The sequence below is a fragment of the Phormidium pseudopriestleyi FRX01 genome (assembly GCF_017313335.1).
Classification (GTDB): Bacteria; Cyanobacteriota; Cyanobacteriia; order Cyanobacteriales; family Laspinemataceae; genus Laspinema; species Laspinema pseudopriestleyi.
On the sequence record NZ_JAFLQW010000372.1, the window covers coordinates 1 to 18,944 of the forward strand.

General features: G+C 48.0%; 8 protein-coding genes and 1 pseudogene. All 9 read left to right on the forward strand.

The window, feature by feature from the left end; genetic code table 11:
* Positions 1 to 539, forward strand: a pseudogene (locus J0895_RS13900) (RNA-guided endonuclease InsQ/TnpB family protein); the annotation flags it as partial.
* A gap of 117 nt (positions 540 to 656) precedes the next feature.
* Positions 657 to 5,282: a PAS domain S-box protein gene (locus J0895_RS13905; RefSeq protein ID WP_207088673.1), complete on the forward strand. Its 4,626-nt coding sequence runs from the start codon at positions 657 to 659 to the stop codon at positions 5,280 to 5,282.
* A gap of 335 nt (positions 5,283 to 5,617) precedes the next feature.
* Positions 5,618 to 8,173 carry a penicillin acylase family protein gene (locus J0895_RS13910; RefSeq protein WP_207088674.1) on the forward strand — a complete coding sequence of 852 codons (2,556 nt, stop codon included), beginning with the start codon at positions 5,618 to 5,620 and terminating at the stop codon, positions 8,171 to 8,173.
* Between the two features lie 655 nt (positions 8,174 to 8,828).
* Positions 8,829 to 11,393 (forward strand): sensor domain-containing protein, encoded by a 2,565-nt coding sequence (locus J0895_RS13915; protein WP_207088675.1) that lies wholly within the window; start codon positions 8,829 to 8,831, stop codon positions 11,391 to 11,393.
* A gap of 572 nt (positions 11,394 to 11,965) precedes the next feature.
* Positions 11,966 to 13,333: an AAA family ATPase gene (locus J0895_RS13920; RefSeq protein WP_207088676.1), complete on the forward strand. Its 1,368-nt coding sequence runs from the start codon at positions 11,966 to 11,968 to the stop codon at positions 13,331 to 13,333.
* On the forward strand, positions 13,320 to 13,949 hold the full coding sequence (locus J0895_RS13925; protein WP_207088677.1) for an HNH endonuclease family protein: 630 nt from the start codon (positions 13,320 to 13,322) through the stop codon (positions 13,947 to 13,949). The genes J0895_RS13920 and J0895_RS13925 overlap by 14 nt, the downstream gene beginning before the upstream one ends.
* A 335-nt stretch (positions 13,950 to 14,284) precedes the next feature.
* Positions 14,285 to 15,106: a PHP domain-containing protein gene (locus J0895_RS13930; protein ID WP_207088678.1), complete on the forward strand. Its 822-nt coding sequence runs from the start codon at positions 14,285 to 14,287 to the stop codon at positions 15,104 to 15,106.
* Positions 15,107 to 15,122: 16 nt separating this feature from the next.
* Positions 15,123 to 15,467 carry a cupin domain-containing protein gene (locus tag J0895_RS13935; RefSeq protein WP_207088679.1) on the forward strand — a complete coding sequence of 115 codons (345 nt, stop codon included), beginning with the start codon at positions 15,123 to 15,125 and terminating at the stop codon, positions 15,465 to 15,467.
* A gap of 286 nt (positions 15,468 to 15,753) precedes the next feature.
* A partial coding sequence (locus J0895_RS13940) for a PAS domain S-box protein (protein ID WP_207088680.1) occupies positions 15,754 to 18,944 on the forward strand: 3,191 nt, incomplete at its 3' end.

Below are 18,944 nucleotides of genomic sequence, written 5' to 3' on the forward strand. Positions count from 1 at the left end.
AATCAAAACTCTGGCTACCCTGAGCGATGGGACCACCTATCCCAACCCCAAAGCCTATCGCCATGCTAAGAAAAAATTAGCCAAGCTCCAAAAAGAACTAAGTCGCCGTCAAAAAGGAGGTAAAAACCGAGAAAAAACTCAGCTCAAGTTAGCGATCGCCCACCGACGCATCGCCGATATTAGAGCCGACCATTTACACAAGTTAACAACTTACTTAGCCAAAAACCACGGTGAAGTAAAAATTGAAGACTTAAATGCGTCAGGGATGCTAAAAAATCATAAAAAAAGCGGGTGCTATTGCGGATGGGGGGTTTTATGAGTTCCGTCGCCCGATTGAGTATAAATGCCAGTGGTATGGGAGCAAATTAACGCTGATTGACCCGTGGTATCACAGTTCACAGATTTGTTCCAACTGCGGACACCGACAAAAAATGCCACTGCACAAAAGACAGTATGACTGTCCGAAATGTCACATCTCAATAGATCGTGACTTAAATGCGTCAATTATTTTGGAAAACGCGGATAGTTCAGCCGTGTAAGCCTAGTGATGGAAAGGTCTTATGAAGATCCAAGCTAGGAACTAAACATCATACGATTAAGTTTGAGTAAGTTTTAGAGAGCGGCGGAATATGTTCTGGAAATTCAAGCGATCCCTTATGCTAAATTATGTTGCTGCTACCGCATCGGTGGCGATCGCACTACTACTGACTCAACTGCTATCCCCACTGATTGAACTGACTCCCTCCCTCCTGTTTTTTGCAGCGGTGGCAGTCAGTGCAGGTTATGGCGGAATTGGACCCGGGTTATTTGCAACGGTACTCTGTGCAGCGACGATTGACCATTTTTTTAAAACCTCCACCTTTACCTGGAGTATGGGATGGGGCGATCTGATTTGGGTCGCGGTATTAAGTTCAATAACGGTCCTGATTAGTTCCCTCAAGGAGTCTAAACAGCAAGCCGTACAGGAATTACAAAAAAAACAACTGTTTTTGCAGGTGATGACTGATTCATTGCCTGTGGCAATTTCTTATGTGGATGCTTTGGAACTCTATCGTTTCAACAATCAACGCTACGAAGAGTGGTTTGGACATTCGCGGGATTTCCTGAGTGGGAAGCACCTCAAGGAGATTCTGGGAGAGGCTGCCTATCAAGTGATTCGGCCTTATGTGAAGGTGGCTTTATCCGGAGAGTCGGTTACCTACGAAACCAATATTCCCTATGAAGGGGGAGGGTCCCGTTATATTCGCGCGACTTACGTTCCTGACTGGGGTCAGCGCCAAGAGGTCAAAGGATTTATTGCCTTTATCGAAGATATTACCCAGCAACGTCAGGCTGAAGATCGCCTGCGCGAGTCCCAACAGCGGAGTAAGTTAGCCCTAGATGCGGCTCAAATGGGGACCTGGGAATGGAACCTCAAAACGGGGAAGGTGAAGAGATCGGCTATGGTGGCGCGGATTTTTGGCAGCGAACAGGGCAGCTTTGATGGCACTTACGAAGCCTTTGTGGAAGGGATTTATCCCGAGGACCGGCCCAGTTTCGAGCAGGCGGTTCAACGGGCGATCGCCAATCAGCAAGATTATGAAATCGAATTTCGGGTCCCTAGAGGCAATCTGGGTATCCGTTGGGTGTTATGCAAGGGTCAAGTCGCAGTGGATGAGGATGGTCAGCCTTGGCGAGCCCTCGGGGTCTGCATGAATGTGACGGAAAGTCGGTATGCATCGGTTGCTCTCCAGGTGAGTGAGGAGCGATTTCGACATATCTATGAGTCGAATTTGATTGGTTTGGTGTTTGGCGATCGCAATGGCAATATTAGCGAGGCGAATAATGCGTTTCTCAATATTGTGGGTTACACGCTGGACGATTTGCGATCGCGCCGGGTGATTTGGCAAAATATCAACCCTTTGGATTATAGCGACGATGAGGATATGACCGTCAGTCTGGGGCCCGGTGTCGCGACTCCCACGGAAACGGAATTAATTCGCAAGGATGGTGGTCGCGTCCCGGTTTTGATGGGCCAAGTGCCGTTACAAGACTACACCAATATGGGAATCAGCTTTGTCCTAGACCTAAGCGAACGCAAGCAAGCTCAAGCTGCTTTAAGTGAAAGTGAAGAACGACTCCGACTCGCCTTGGAAGCGGCCCAGATGGGAATGTGGGATTGGGATATCGCCACGGGCAAAATTGCCCAGTCTGAGATTGTCGATCGCCTGTTGGGATTGGAATCAGGTAGCAATGGCTGGACCTATAATAGCTTAATCAAAATTGTTCATCCCGATGATCGTCCGGCGTTCAATGCGGTGGCGATCGCCACGATGGAACGGGGTCAAGATTTTAATGTGGAATTCCGGGTGGTGAAACCCGATGGCACGGTTGCCTGGGTCGCTAGTATTGGCAAACGACTCCCGGATAAAGCCAAAAATGGCGATCGCTTGATCGGGGTCTGCATGGATATCACCGAACGCAAGCAAATTGAAATTGAACTCTACCGTCGTGAACAGGAATTCAAGGCCTTAGCCGAAAATGCCCCGGATATCATCGCCAGGATGGACGCGCGTGGTCGCTATCAGTATGTGAATCAGGCGATCGAACAGGTGACGGGCATTTCCCAAACTGCCTTTATCGGCAAAACCTTGGGTGAGTTGGGATTCCCCGAGGAAATTGATGCCTTGTGGAAAGAAGGGGTGAGGGAGGTCCTCGCTACGGCACAAGAGGGGATTGTCGAAGGCTATTTACCCACCCCGAAAGGAACGCGATACTATCAATCTCGATTGGTTCCAGAACAGGCTCTCGATGGCTCCCTGGACCATGCCATCTGCATCAGTCGCGACATCACGGACCTCAAACAAACCCAAGAAGCGTTACGCGAAACCAATCAAACCCTCAAAGCCCTGATTCAAGCTTGCCCTTTGGCGGTGATGGTTTTGGACGCGACAGGTCAGGTAAAAATGTGGAATAGAAGCGCGGAGCGGATTTTGGGCTGGAGTGAGGCGGAGGCGATCGGGCGTCAATTCCCAGCTATCTCGGCAGAAAAACGTCAGGAGTTGCAAGAAAATATCGGCGCTACTCTGGCGGGAAATCCTTTGATGGGCCTGGAGACTCGTCGTCTGACTAAGGTGGGAACGCAAATTGATGTCGCTATCTGGACGGCCCCTTTGCGAGATGCCAAGGGAAATGTCAGCTATCTGTCGATTTTGGCTGATATCAGCGATCGCAAGCAAGCCGAAGAAGCTCTGCGCGACAGTGAGGAACGTTTCCGCACTTTGGTCAATTCGATGGATGACATTGTTTTCACTTTGGATCATCAGGGTCGGCATACAGCAATTTTTGGACGATGGTTCGATCGCACCGGGATCACCCCGGAACACTTTATCGATAAAACCGCTGGGGATATATTTGGTCCGCAAGCCGCATCTATTCATAACAATGCGAATCAAATGGCTCTGGCTGGGGAGAGCGTAATCTATGAATGGAGTTTCCAGACGGATGCTGGGACCCAATATTGTCAAACTTCTCTGTCTCCTTTGTTTGATCGTCTGGGTGGAGTGACGGGGATTGTCGGTGTGGGACGCGATATCACTGAACGAAGGCAAGCGGAACTACGGCAATATTTCCTGGCGGAAGTGTCTTCGGTTTTGGCTTCGTCTCTGGATTACCCAACCACTCTCACAAGTTTGGCGAATCTGGTAGTGCCGACGATCGCCGATTATTGCGTGATTTATATTGTGGAGGATGCCGGACAAATCTCGGGATTGGCAATGGCTCATACCGATCGCACAAAGGAGGCGTTGTTGCGTCAAATGGAACAGCATTATCCTCTGGACTTAAATCATGAGGATGGAATTGTTCAGGTTGTTTCGTCGGGTAAACCAATCCTGATTCCGGCACTAACTGAAGAAATGCGGGTGGCTGCGGCTCGGGACCCCGAACATCTGCGGCTGATGCGGGAACTTGGCTGTCAGTCTTGCACGATTGTTCCGTTGGTGGCGCGGGGACGGATTTTGGGTGCGATTAGCTTTGCGATCGCTGAGTCCGGGCGTCGTTACCAAGGGGAGGATTTGATGTTGGCGGAGGAGTTGGCGCGGCGTGCAGGGTTTGCCATTGATAATGCTCGGTTGTATCGCGAGTCTCAGGAAGCTAACCAGATGAAGGATGAATTTTTGGCGGTTGTTTCTCATGAGTTGCGAACGCCACTGAATGCGATGTTAGGTTGGGCACAGTTACTCCGCACTCGCAAGTTTGATGAGGTGACAACGGAGCGAGCTTTGGAGACGATTGAGCGCAATGCTAGGGTTCAAACTCAGTTGATTGAGGATTTATTAGATGTTTCCCGGATTCTGCGGGGTCAGGTGGCTTTATCTTTGCAGCCTGTGGATTTGAGTGTGGCGATCGCCTTGGCGATCGAGTCTTTGCGTCCGAGTGCTGAGGCGAAGCAGATCGAGCTTATCCAGAATGTCAAAAAATCGGTGGGGGTGGTTTCTGGGGATATTAATCGGATTCAGCAAGTGGTGTGGAATTTGCTCTCGAATGCGATTAAGTTTACTCCAAGTGAGGGACGGGTTGAGGTGCGCTTGAAGCGATCGCACAATTTGGCTATTCTGGAAGTGGTGGATACGGGTATGGGTATAGCACCGGACTTTTTGCCCTTCGTTTTTGAGCGGTTCCGCCAAGCGGATAGTACCACTACTCGCTCTTACGGAGGTTTGGGTTTGGGGTTGGCGATCGTTCGTCATTTGTTGGAAATGCATGGAGGCAGTATTCGCGCTTACAGTGAGGGAACTGGGAAGGGGGCAACTTTTACGGTGACTTTACCTCTGTTACAAAGCATCCAGGGGAATGAATTGGTCCAGGATGTTTCTGAGCTGATTCTGGACGATTCTGACCCCGTTGATGATGAGTCTCCCTTAACTGGGTTGCGGGTGCTGGTGGTGGAGGATGAAGCGGATACTCTGGAGTTTTTGATTGCTACTCTGGAAATGGCTGGGGCGATGGTTGTGGGGGTATCCTCGGCAACTCAGGCATTAGCGGCGATCGCCGAGCAAAAACCCGATGTTTTGGTCAGCGATATTGGAATGCCAGAATTAGATGGGTATTCTTTGATCCGTCAAGTGAGAAGTCAAGAATCAGATTCTGAGCGTCTGCTTCCGGCATTAGCACTGACGGCTTATGCTCGGGATAGCGATCGCGATCGCGCCCTGAATGCTGGCTTTCACCAGCATATCTCTAAACCGATTCAACCCGATCGCCTGATTACGGTGGTCAAGATTTTGGCAGTTCAGGGATAAAGTCTGTCCCTTATATATAGCCAGGGGGGAGTAGGGTGGCACTGCCCACCGAACAGAAGGACGGGGCATTGCCCACCCTCACCCCCAACCCCTCTCCCAAAGGGGGAGAGGGGTTGGGGGTGAGGGCATTCCACAACGGATTTAGGATCTGCTATAGCTTGGACTTTATCAATTGTGGAATAAGACTTTTCCCCCAACCCCTTTCCGACAAGGAGAGGGGAGCAACTAACCGCAGATTTCTGTTGGCGACCCAGGGTGGAAAATTGTCAAAATCATCAGACAATCGGAACAAAAGGCTCTGAAGAAAATTATACCCTAATTGTAGTGCTGATTTCATGATACTCCTATTTCGTAAAGGCTGGCAAATCTTCGGGGCGATCGCTCTAATCCTAACCGTTACCATCGCCTCGCTTACCTTATATTGGGTTACGGATTCTTGGCCACAACAATCGGGCCTGATTCTATTACCCCAACTGAGCGATCGCGTTGAAGTGCGACGGGATGCTTATTCCATTCCTCATATTTATGCCTCAAATGAGTATGATTTATTTCTAGCACAAGGCTACATTCATGCCCAAGACCGCTTTTGGCAAATGGATTTTTGGCGTCATCTCGGCGCTGGTCGTCTTTCAGAACTGTTCGGTGAATCCCAACTGAAAACCGATCAGTTTTTACGCACCCTAGGATGGGCCCGGATTGCTAGACAAGAAGTGCAAAACTTACCGGCTGAATTCCTAGAACCTTTAACCGCTTATGCTGAAGGCGTGAATGCCTATCTCCAAGAACATCAGGGCACGGGTTTGAGTTTAGAATATGGCGTTTTAAAGGTGATGAATCCCAGTTATCAACCGGAACCTTGGCAACCGGAACATACCCTAACTTGGGCGAAGGTTATGGCCTGGGATTTAGGCACAAATATGGATGAAGAAATCGAACGGGCTATCTTACTCCAAACCTATTCTCCGGAACAGGTAGATGAGCTATTTCCCCCCTATTCTAATCAAACCCCGGTTATTATGCCGGATTGGAAAATTGCCCAAGGAAAACCGGAGTTAATCGGGAATCAGTTGGGGAAAATTACATCGGGAGAATCTGCTGTTTCTATCGAGGCGATCGCCTCGGTGCTTTCCCCAACTTTCAATTCAGTTTCTGAGCAAATCTCCGCCCTAGAAACTCTCACGGGTCCCCGAGGCGGGGAAATTGGTTCAAACAGTTGGGTCGTTTCTGGTGCCAAAACTGCCACGGGAAAACCCCTGTTAGCCAACGACCCTCATTTAGGGGTACAAATGCCTTCGATTTGGTATGAAATGGGTCTGCATTGTACTTCTAAAAGCCCAGATTGTCCCTACGATATCACGGGATTTTCTTTTGCTGGTATGGTGGGAGTCATCATTGGTCACAGCGATCGCATTGCCTGGGGATTTAGCAATGTTGGTGCTGATACAATGGACCTTTATATCGAAAAAATTAATCCCGAAAATCCCAATCAGTATGAAGTAAATGGGAAGTGGGTAGACATGGATCAAGTCACGGAAACTATCCAAATTGCGGGCGGAAAAACAGCAGTAGAAACCGTGCGTTACACCCGACATGGGCCAATTATTTCAGAAACTTATCCGAAGCTCAAAGCTTTGCTGGTCCCGGATATAGCCAGCAGTAACCCAGATATTTATGCGATCGCCTTGCGCTGGACTGGCTTAGAACCAGCCCGTCTATTTCCCTCAATTATCCAACTGAATCAAGCCCAAAATTGGCAGGAGTTCCGCAAGGCTGCCCAGGATTTTGATGTTGCTCCACAAAACCTCATTTATGCTGATATTGACGGGAATATCGGCTATCAAATGCCCGGTAAACTACCTATTAGAACCAACAGTGATGGCCGCTATCCCGTGCCAGGTTGGACCGATGAATACGAGTGGAACGGCTATATTCCCTTTGAGCAACTCCCCTTTACATTAAATCCCACTTCCGGTTATATTGTCACGGCGAATAATCCAGTGGTTGATGAGAGTTATCCCTATGTAATTACCAAAGATTGGGACTATGGATTTCGCGCTCAACGGATTCTGGACCTGTTGAATGCCCAGGAAACGGGGTTTGATTTTGAATCCTTCCGAGAAATACAAGGAGATAATTACAATCTGAATGCTCAAGGGTTAGTCCCAATTTTGCTGAATCTCTCGTTCGAGGATTCCCACCTAGGAAAGATTCGAGATTTATTAAAAAATTGGGATTTTCAAATGGAGGAAAAAAGCTCGGGTGCAGCTCTTTTTGAAGCATTTTGGAGTCAGTTACTAACGGCTACCTTTAATGACAATTTTTTGGTAGATTTCTTGCCAAATGGCGGTCATCGGTGGATAAAAGTAATCGCCGATTTAGTTGAGAATTCCGATAGTTTTTGGTGGGATAATGTTCTAACACCGGAAGTAGAAGACCGCGATTTTATCTTTTATCAAGCCTTTGCCGAAGCAGTGGCAAAACTGGAAAAACAGTTGGGGAAAAATTCTCAGGGTTGGCAATGGGGAGATTTACATCGGGTGACCTTTAGAAATCAAAGTTTAGGTCAGTCGGGAATTGCTCCGATTGAGGCTATTTTTAATCGGGGTGGAGTACCGATATCCGGTGGGAATGCCATTGTGAATGCAACAGCCTGGAATGCTCGAAAATCCTTTGAGACAACCTGGATTCCATCCATGCGGATGATTCTGGATTTGAGCGATTTGAATGCGTCCGTTGCGGTGATTTCGACGGGGCAATCCGGTCATGCTTTCCACCCTCATTATACTGATTTGATGCCCCTGTGGCGCAATCTGGATTATCATCCAATGGTGAGCAGTCGCCCTGGGGTAGAAGCAAATACGAAAGATACCCTAATTTTGCTCCCGAATTAGAGCAGTCGCCACTTAGAAAGACAAGGCGATCGGTGCAAGGGTGAAGGATACTCCCAACTCCCGGGGTCAGTCCCTAGAGTGGGTGGGTTGTGGTCAACTGTTAATTTGAAGGGATATCCATCTCCTCTTTGCCGATCGCTTTGAAATTCAACTCAATCGCTATTAATCAATTAAATTTTTTCGGTTCAAGACCCGGTTTCATCGATTCTCAGATGAGGGGGTGTTACACCTCCTAAAATTAGGGCAAAAATCTGCTAAAATATAAAAGTCATTCCAGCGCTTGTGGCGACTATCTTCTACACAGAAGCGCTATTCTGCCACGGATTGGAAGGGCAAAACCAGACAAAGGAGCAAGGAAAATGAAGCTATGGAGGGGCCGAATTGACCCAAGCCATTTAATGCCATCAGAGAGGATTGACCACTCTATCCCTTCAAAGAGGGGAAACCCCTGGCAACGGAATAGCCCCGACAAACTCCTGAATCTGGATAGAAGGCGAAAATCAGATTTTAAGTTTCATTTTAACTTGAAAAATTTCACGGCATTTTCTCTCAAAAGTGATATATTTCTTCGGCCCATTATAACTGGCGGATCTCTATGATTTTTAGGGCAGGACTCACAAAAGTTGGAAGCATTGTCAAGAAAAAGCGAAAGCTGATGAAACGAGATCTCGCCGATAAATGGGAATTCAATTTCGCCGGTCCAGGTAGAGTGATAGTCTGGACCAGTCCTTGCCTAGTTTGCTTAGGACTGTCCCAAGTCAGGGTTTTACCGGAGGCGATCGCCCTGGCCCCCGTCGGGGAGTTGGAGTGGGTCTTTAGTTTAGCGGTGACAACTTTTGCATTGCTTTATCTGGCGATCGCCCGATCCCGAAAATCCAGCTTAACCGCCACAGCACAACAGGACGCTCTCCCGGAGGAGCTAGGAGTCGGTCAATCCGTCCCCAGGGAAAACTCTCAGGTCCTTCTTGACCCTCTGGATGGGGAAGAACCCAGTTCTATCTTAAATATAGCACAGGGAATAGCCGACCAGTCGTCTGGAAGTTCACTCCCCGGGTCAGAATCGGATCAACTCAACCCATTGTTCCCTCAAATCGCCCAATCCGGAGATCCCGGACTAGAATTCTTGGCACTCCATATCCAGCGAATGCCGATCGCACATACTCTCTTGGATGCCGAAGGTCGCTTTCTAGCTTGGAATGCTGGGGCCGAAAGACTGTTTGGCTATAGTCATCAGGAAATAATCGGCCAGACCCCGGATCCAATTGTCCCCCCCCAGACGCGATCGCAGGTTGCCCAAATTTTGCAACGTCTCACCCAAGGGGACCTAACGGCCCATAGCATTAACGAAAACCTCACAAAGTTCGGCGAAACGATTGTTTGTGAGTGGTACAATACCCCATTGTTTACTGCCCAGGGCGAGTTTACCGGGATTCTCTCAATGGTGCAAGACATCACCGATCGCTGGCAGAGTGAGCTTACCCTGCAATCGGTGAAGACGGAAATGACCACCCTCTTAAATGCTATTAACGAAATGGTCCTGCTGTTTGATGCCCGAGGATGCTATCTGAAAATTCTGCCTACAGATTCTCCCTTGCTACAACGTGCCGCATCCCAACTGGTGGGCAAAACCCTCCATGAAATTTTTGAGTCTGCCTTAGCCGATCGCTTTTTAGACTACATCCAAAGAACAATCCGGGAACAAAAGTCCTTCGATCTGGAGTATGAACTCTCCCTAGGCGATCGCCCGGTGGCATTTTCCGCCAAAGTCTCCCCCCTCAATGGCGATCGGGTCATGTGGGTGGCCCGGGACCTCACCGATCGCCAGCATATCCAAGCTCTCCTCCGGCGCTATGCCTTCACCGATCCCCTGACTGGATTGGCGAACCGCTGTTCATTCGTGAGATCCCTGGGAATCGCTATGCAGAATTCTCACAATAACCTCCGCGCCACGGCATCCACCCGGGAGGTGCGATCGCCCAAAGTCGCAGTCCTGTTACTGGATATCGACCGCTTCCGAATCGTCAAATATAGCCTAGGTCATTGGGTCGCCGATCGCCTGCTGGTTGCCACCGCACAACGCCTCCACTCCTGTTTAAATCCCGGCGCGACCCTAGCTCGAATTGGGGGAGACGAATTCGCCATTTTGCTCACTAATATCACCGGCCTCGCCGATGTTACCGAGGTTGCGGATCTCATCCAATCCGCCATGCGGTTTCCCTTTTCCCTAGATGAACATGAAATTTTTTCCTCCGTGAGTATCGGGATTGCCCTCGATCACGGAGGGTATAAGCGCTCATGGGAACTCCTGCGCGACGCCGATACCGCACTTCATTACGCCAAACAGCAAGGTCAGGGCCAGTATGTCCCCTTTACCCGGGATATGCATGACGGGGCGATCGCTCGATTACAATTGGAAACCGATCTGCAACGGGCAATCGCACATACCGTCCATCCCACCCCCCCGGAAAGCCAGCCCTTTCAAGTGTACTATCAGCCCATCGTTTCCCTCGCTACGGGAAACATTGTGGGATTTGAAGCCCTTGTGCGCTGGCATCACCCGACTCGGGGGTTGATCTCTCCTGGGGAATTTATCCCCGTAGCAGAGGAAACCGGACAAATTGGGGCGATTGATCGCTGGGTGATGACCGAAGCGTGCCGTCAACTGGGGTGGTGGCAACAGCGATATCCGGCTGCCGCGGATTTGACCATTAGCGTGAATGTTTCCGGGGTCAACTTTGGGCAAGTCGGTATCATCGAACGGATCGAGCAGACCCTGCGTTCCAGCGGGATTTGTGGCCGTTACTTAAAGTTGGAAATTACCGAAAGTGTGATATTGAAAAATACCGGGTCCGCCTTAGCAATTCTGGACCGGATTAAAGCTTTGGGAATCAACCTGTCCATTGATGATTTTGGGACAGGTTACTCTTCCTTGGCGCGGTTACACGAATTGCCGATCAATACTCTAAAAATTGACCGCAGTTTTGTGAGTCGGATGCGCGGATTGGATGAAACTTCGGAAATCGTTCAAACAACCATTGGTTTAGCTCACACTCTGGGGTTGGATGCGATCGCCGAAGGGGTCGAAACGGCCCAACAGGTCCAACTCCTGCAAACCCTAAATTGTGACTACGCTCAGGGCTACTTTTTCTCTAAACCAGTAGACAGTGAAGCCGCTTTAAACCTCATTCTCGCCGAACATCAGCTTTCTAAAAACGGATAACGTCTTCCCCTCAACTCCCCGGTAATCCACCTCGGGTTTTGTCCTTTCCCTGAGTTAATGGACTGGTTTTATGCCGGTCCATTTTTTGGAGGGTCATGAGTGAGCGACTCGGGTTTATACAGAAACAGGACTTACGCAATCTTTAACATTAAACCCTAAATGTAGAGGCGCTCAAGCGAATCCCCGGTACATATTTAGGGTGGATTCTTAAAATCTGCGTAAGTCCTGAGAACTTTTCACTGTCTCTTATAATCGGAGGTTGGGTGAAATGCAGTGGAACCCATATAGCTCCCCTCTCCCCCTTTGGGCCGCCTTATGTTGGGGGTGAGGGCATTCCACAACTGATAAAGGAGCTGCTAAATCATTTATTTAAGTACCTTATACGGGTTAGGTAAATTCATCTCTAAATCATACATAAGTGTTGGGTTTCACCATCGCCATACCCAGATTACATCACCAAAAAGTTGACTTTGGGCAATAATTTTGATACCCTAATACAGGTCAGGACCTTCATAACCTTATTTGAGGTACTGTCGTAAACGTTAAAGACCTCAGAGGTCTGATTGACCGCTATGGAAATCAAACGGGTCATTTTAAACAATATTGGGCTATTCAAAAATCAGGAAATTATCGTAGCGCCCACGGAGGAAAACCCCAGCAATATCACCGTCTTGGTGGGTAATAACGGTGCGGGTAAAACCTCGATTTTGGCCGCGTTAGCTACCTCTCTTAGCTGGTTGGCTGCTCGTTTAGGCAGCATCCAAGGCAGTGGCAAACCTATCTCTGAAGATGCCATCCTTAATAGCGCCAATTCTGCCAGCATTGAAATCAAAATTCACGATTCTTATGGCGCATCAGACCCGTCTAATTCAAGGGAAAATAACAATTTTCAATGGACTTTAGCCAAAACTAGAAAAGGACGTACAGCTCAAGATAAGAGTAACCTTAACGACTGCACTCGGTTAGCCAATCGTTATCGTGATTCCCTTAGCCATGATGACCAAACGAGCCTGCCTCTAATTGCCTTTTACCCCGTCGAGCGCGTCGTCCTGGATATCCCCCTAAAAATCAGGACTAAGCACAGCTTTTTGCAATTAGATGGTTACGATAACTGCTTAAGTCAGGGGGTGGACTTTCGCCGCTTTTTTGAATGGTTTCGGGAACGGGAAGATACGGAAAATGAATCAGGAATTTCTGAAGAATTTTTGAATCAAATCAAACCGCTACTTGAAACCAATCAAGAGGCATGGCAACAGTTAAAGCAACTCCATACCTCGGCTAAAGATCGGCAATTAACGGCAGTTCGCACAGCCATTCGCCGATTTATGCCTGATATGGATAACCTGAAAGTCCGTCGTAAACCTCGTCTCTATATGGCGATCGACAAAAACGGTGAAACACTAAATGTCGCCCAACTTTCACAAGGCGAAAAATCTCTGATGGCTCTTGTTGGTGATATTGCTCGCCGTCTAGCTATGCTAAATCCCGCCCTAGAAAATCCTTTAGCAGGTGATGGGATCGTTTTGATTGATGAAGTCGATTTGCATCTACATCCGTCTTGGCAGCGTAGTTTGTGCGATCGCCTCATCGGAACGTTTCCCAATTGTCAGTTTGTGCTGACGACCCATTCACCGCTTGTCATCAGCGACTGTCAAAATATCTTAGTTTACACCTTAAACAATGGTGAATTGCAGCGATTACCTTCGCAGTATGGGCAAGATGCGAATACTGTTTTACTAGATGTCATGGAGACCAGTTTTCGTAATGAAAGCATTGAGACTGACCTGAACAATTTACTAGATGCCATCCAAGACGCCAACCTAACCGAGGCTCAAAAATTACTTGAACAATTAACTGATAAACTACCCGCAAATCATATCGAATTGGTCAAAGCCCAACTCTTACTCCGGAAACAAGCGTTACGTCATGCGAAAGATTAATAAAGGGTCTGAGCCACCTGATTTAACAAAATGGAAAAAACAGCAACCTCATGGACGCTACAACCAGTTAACTCAAGAAATTCGACAAATTATCCGGGAAGATGCTCTAAAAGAACAATTCTATCTTTGTGCTTATTGCTGTCAGAGAATAGAGGATGTTAAGAGTTGCCATAATGAGCATATAGAACCTCAAAACCTGAATCTTCAACGCACCCTTGATTTTTCAAATATTGTCGCCAGTTGTAATACCTCAAATCAATGTGGTATGGCGCATCAATCTCAGCCCCTACCCCTAACTCCCCTGATGGCAGAATGCGAAACAGAACTTGAATTTAAAATTAGTGGTCGGGTAGAAGGGGTGAGCGATCGGGCGCGCACTACAATTCAAGTCTTAAACCTGGGTGACTCTGAAAAAAATAACCGTTCCCTAATAGAGAAACGTAAGCAATTGTGCAATGTCTTATTATGGACAAACGGTATAGATCCTGGTGAAGACTTAGAGGATGAAGAACTGTTAAAGATGTTAATTCGTGACCTATCACAACTTCAAGATGATAAAATGGAACCCTTTACTCCAGTGGTAATTAATATTTTGAACAATTGGCTTAGGTCTTAAAAAGGACAGATTTATTGATACTAAATCCGGTTATCTCAACTCTGTTTTCTCCCCGCGCCCGCTGGCTTCTTCCGTATAGACCCATCCTTGAAAGTGTGGGTTTTATAGACATATCACAATTGGATGGAATATGAGTTCCTTCCTGCTGTAAAACGGACGGGGATTCCCAATTTTCTTCCCCTCGCGGCCAAATTCTGACCCCGAAGTGACCTGATCTGCTCAACTACTCGGTGATGCCACTCGGGTTTTGTCCTTTCCCTGAGTCAGAGAATCGGCTATAATTTGGAAGAACTTAAGAAGCAATCACAAAGGCAATTTTAGGTAGATATTAAACCATGCTAGAACTTCACTGTCACACGACTTATTCCGATGGTACTTTGACCCCGACTGAACTGGTGGAACAGGCTGTGGCCGCAGGGGTCCGGGCCTTGGCGATTACGGACCATGATACTATGTCCGGATGGCCCGAAGCGATCGCCAAGGCGGAATCTGTGGCGATCGAAATCGTTCCGGGACTGGAACTGAGTACCGTGCATAACGGGCGATCGCTGCATATTTTAGGCTTTTATCCCGACCGAGAAAAATTACAAAAACCCTTAAACGAACGACTCCAAGGCCGAATTGACCGCGCACAACAAACCCTTGACAAATTAGCCGCCCTCGGCTATCCAGTGGAATTACCCCCTTCAAAAGGTGGAATGGCCCCCGGACGTCCTCATATCGCCGCAGCTTTACTCAAAGCTGGTTATATTAAAACCTGTCAAGAAGCCTTTGAACGCTGGATTGGAGAAGACAAACCCGCCTATGTTCATTATGACAAATTTTCCATTCAAGATGGGATTAATCTGTTGCGTAGCTGTGGTGCCGTTCCTGTCTGGGCGCATCCCTATTTGTTTCGGGGTGGACCGGTGGAAACTGTCTTAAAAGAAATGGTTGAAGCGGGTTTAATGGGAGTTGAAGTTTATCATCCTCATCATACCCCCAATCAAGTCCATAAATTAGAACAATTTTGTGCAGAATATGGCCTATTGATGACCGGCGGCAGTGACTATCATGGACCCAGTATCGACGCGAAACAATCGAGTCAACTCAATCAATTTCATTTGCCTTTAGAGTTGCTTGAACCTATCAAAATAGCCGCTCAACAGTTGCGCTAATTTAGGTTAAATTTTTATGAAAATTACGGCCTTAACCCATCTTACATCAGAATCTGTTTCTCATAATCCAGCCATTCAAAAAAAAGTGATGCTCAAGGCTGGAGAACTGCCCCACCTCACTAATTTTTCCCAGGCTAAATTTGCCCCGGGTCAAGTGGCTGCCGCCCATGCTCATGGTGATATGTGTGAGGTGTTCTTTGTCTCCCAAGGGTCCGGATTAATTCGCGTGAATGGCACAGACTACCCGATAGAATCGGGAACTTGCATTGCTATAGAACCGGGAGAAGTTCATGAGGTGGTAAATAATAGTTCTCAGGATTTAATTTTGACTTACTTTGGCTTAAAAGTTGCATCCATTTAAAATGATTTGGCGGGATTTATAGCCAGTCTTGCCGGAATTGCCCCTGTCTAAAAAGGAGTGGGAGCATCTTGCTCCCTGCGACTCATCGGGAGCAAGCTCCTCCGGCAAGGGAGCAAAATACTCCTCACCAAAAGGAGTGGGAGCATTTTTTTCCCTAGGGCTTATTTATATTCAGGGCAAATTAATCTGAATAGGGTACTATTTTTTAAGGGGGAGATGAAAAAGGCGGGTTACCGGGTAACTCGTCGTTCATTGCTCCCGTCAATTCTAGAAAATTTACTTTTTTATGTCAAACGATTTGGTTCTGAAAATTCTGTGGGTTGAGAATACCCTGAACAAAAATCAACCGATTCAAACGCTTTATAAAGCAACGCCGACCCTCCCAAGCGAGTTAATCTGCATCGACTCTGTAGAGGCGGCGATCGCGCAATTAAAACAGCAGCGGTTTGATGCGATCGTCCTGGAGTTGTCCGGGGACGAGACAGGGGAACTCGATCTCCTGCATCGCCTGTATGAAACTACATTACCCGGAGAATCCCCAGGGTCGAGAACCCACCTTGTACCGGGAATTGTGGTAGTGATTCCCGTTCAAGATGAGGAATTCGCATTAAAGGCGATCGCTGCCGGAGCACTAGGCTGTTTGTTTACCCCGGAACTCACCGAGCCCCTGCTGATTCGCACAATCCGACAGGGGATTCAGCATCGGGAGCAGATCATCCGCGATCGCCAGCTTGAACCGCACAAACAACGCCTTGTGCAGCGACAAAACGACGCTCTATTAGCCCTGACAACCTCTCACCGAGGCAAAGAGGGGGATTTTACAAAAATCTGCCAGGAGATTACTGAAGTCGCGGCACAAACCCTAGAAGTAGAACGAGTGAGTATTTGGTGGTATAATAGCGATCGCTCGGCCATGAGATGTGTGGATTTGTTCGAGAGTCCCGAGCAACGCCATTCCCAGGGACTCGAACTGTTTGCCCATGAGTATCCCAATTATTTCCAGGCCCTTGCCAGCAATCGGGCGATCGCAGCTGATGACGCTCACACCCATCCCGCAACCCGAGAATTTTCCGCCAGTTATCTCACCCCCCTGGGAATTACCTCCATACTGGATGCACCTATTCGCTTGGGGGGTCAAGTGGTGGGGGTCCTCTGTTGCGAACAAATGGAAATCCGGCGAAATTGGTTGCTAGAGGATCAACAACTGATCTCCTCCCTCGCTGACTTTGTAGCATTAGGAATGGAAGAGTGCGAACGATTCCGGACCGAGGAAAAATTACGACATTATCAGGAACATTTAGAAGAATTAGTTGCCGATCACACTGCGAAATTACAAAGCACTAATCAGCGATTACAAGAAGAAATTGAACAACGGCAGCAAACTGAATTAGCCCTTCGGACCAGCGAATCTAAATATCGCTCCGTGGTCGATAATATTAAAGAAGTCATTTTTCAAACCGATGAAAAAGGCTGTTGGACCTTTCTGAATCCAGCTTGGACCGACATGACTGGATTTACCGTAGAAGAAAGCCTCGGAAAATCCTTTTTAGACTTTATTGTAGAGGAATCTCAGTCCCGGGGTGGCCAAGGATTTACATTACTCACCGATGACCAGATTCACTATAATTGCTTTGAAATTAAACTTCGGACCCACGATGGCAACCAGCGACAGGTTAATGTTTGTGGCAGTCATTACTTGGACGAAGCGGGAACAGTTTTAGGCATCTATGGTACCCTGGATGATATCACCGAACGCAAGCAAGTGGAGCAAGCCTTACGGGAAAGTGAAGAACGGTTTCGAGCCATTGCTCAAGGCACGTCAGTTCCCTTACTGATTAGCCAAATTTCTGATGGCACGATTGTCTATGCCAATGAACTCCTTGGGGAACTGTTGGGGATTTCACTCTCACAGTTAATCGGCCAAAGAACTCCCGACTTTTATTTTAATCCCAGTGATCGCCCAGTGATGCTGGCTCAATTAAAAAAAGATGGATTTATTTCCGGGTATGAATTGCATATCAAAAATGCCAACGGTACTCCATTTTGGGTTTTGACTTCCATTCATTTTATTACCTTGAATGGCGAATCTGCCATGTTGACGATGTTATCCGATATTACCTATCGTAAACAAGCAGAAGAAGCGATTCGGGCTAGTGAACGTAAATATCGCGATTTAGTAGAAACCTCACACGATTTAATTTGGTCCGTGGATATGGAAGGCTGTTGGACCTTTCTGAATCCGGCGACTCGTCATATTTTTGGCTATGAACCCGAGGAAATGTTAGGGCGTCCGTTTACAGAATTTAAGTCCCCGCTTGCCGCAAAAACCGATTGGTCAAAATTTCAAGAACTGTTAGCCGGGAAGTCGTATTATCAGTATGAAACAGAACATATTCGTAAAGATGGCAGTGCCGTTTATCTGAGCTTTAATGCCGTACCTTTGCATGATGAACAGGGAAATTTATTAGGAACAACGGGGACGGCGACGAATATAACCGAACGGAAGCGGACAGAAGACAAATTGCGAGAGCAATCGCAACAAGCGACCCTCGGGGCTTCCGTCGTTGTGGCGCTGACTCAGGCGAGAAGTTTACATCAAACTGTCCAACGGTGCGCCGTGGAGATAGTCCGCCATCTGGATGCCGCCTATGTTGCTATCTGGACTGTGGATTCCGGTCAAAATTGGCAATTGCAAGCCAGCGCCGGACCTTGTATGCCTCACTTGGCCGATCGCACCTCTGTGGGTCAATTTAACCCCCAACAGATTGCCCAATTACGCCAAGTCTACTGGAGCAATGACGCGCTCACTCACCCCGTTGTTGGCGACTGGTTGCAGCAATCTGGACTCGTGGCTTTTGCCGGCTATCCATTGATTGTGGATGATCTCGTCGTGGGGGTCATGGAAATTTTTGCGGATCACCCCTTGAACAAAACAACCCTGGATTATCTCAGTACGATCGCCGATCGCATTGCCATCGGCATCGAGCGCAAGCAAGCGGATTTAGAGCAACGCATGGCAACGGAACGCCTGCAATATTTGCTCCGGTCCAGTCCAGCGGTGATTTACAGCCGCAAAGCCACCGGGGACCATGCCGTTACTTTTATTAGTTCCAATGTCAGCACCTTGTTAGGGTATGACCCGGGGGAATTTATAGACAACCCCAGTTTTTGGGGCGATCGAGTCCATCCCGAGGAAGCCAGTCGTCTCCAAGTCGCTTGGACTCACTTGTTGGAGTCGGGGACAAACCAGGCAGAATACCGCTTTCAACATCAAAATGGGGAATGGCGATGGATGCGAGACGAACAGAAATTAGTCCGGGATGACGCCGGAAACCCCTTGGAAATCGTCGGCTATTGGGCCGATATCAGCGATCGCAAATTCGCCGAATCCGCCTTACTCGAAACCAGTGCGCGTCTGGATAACATTCTCAGTTCTATTGATGATACCTTGTGGTCGATGTCTCTGCCTAATGGAAC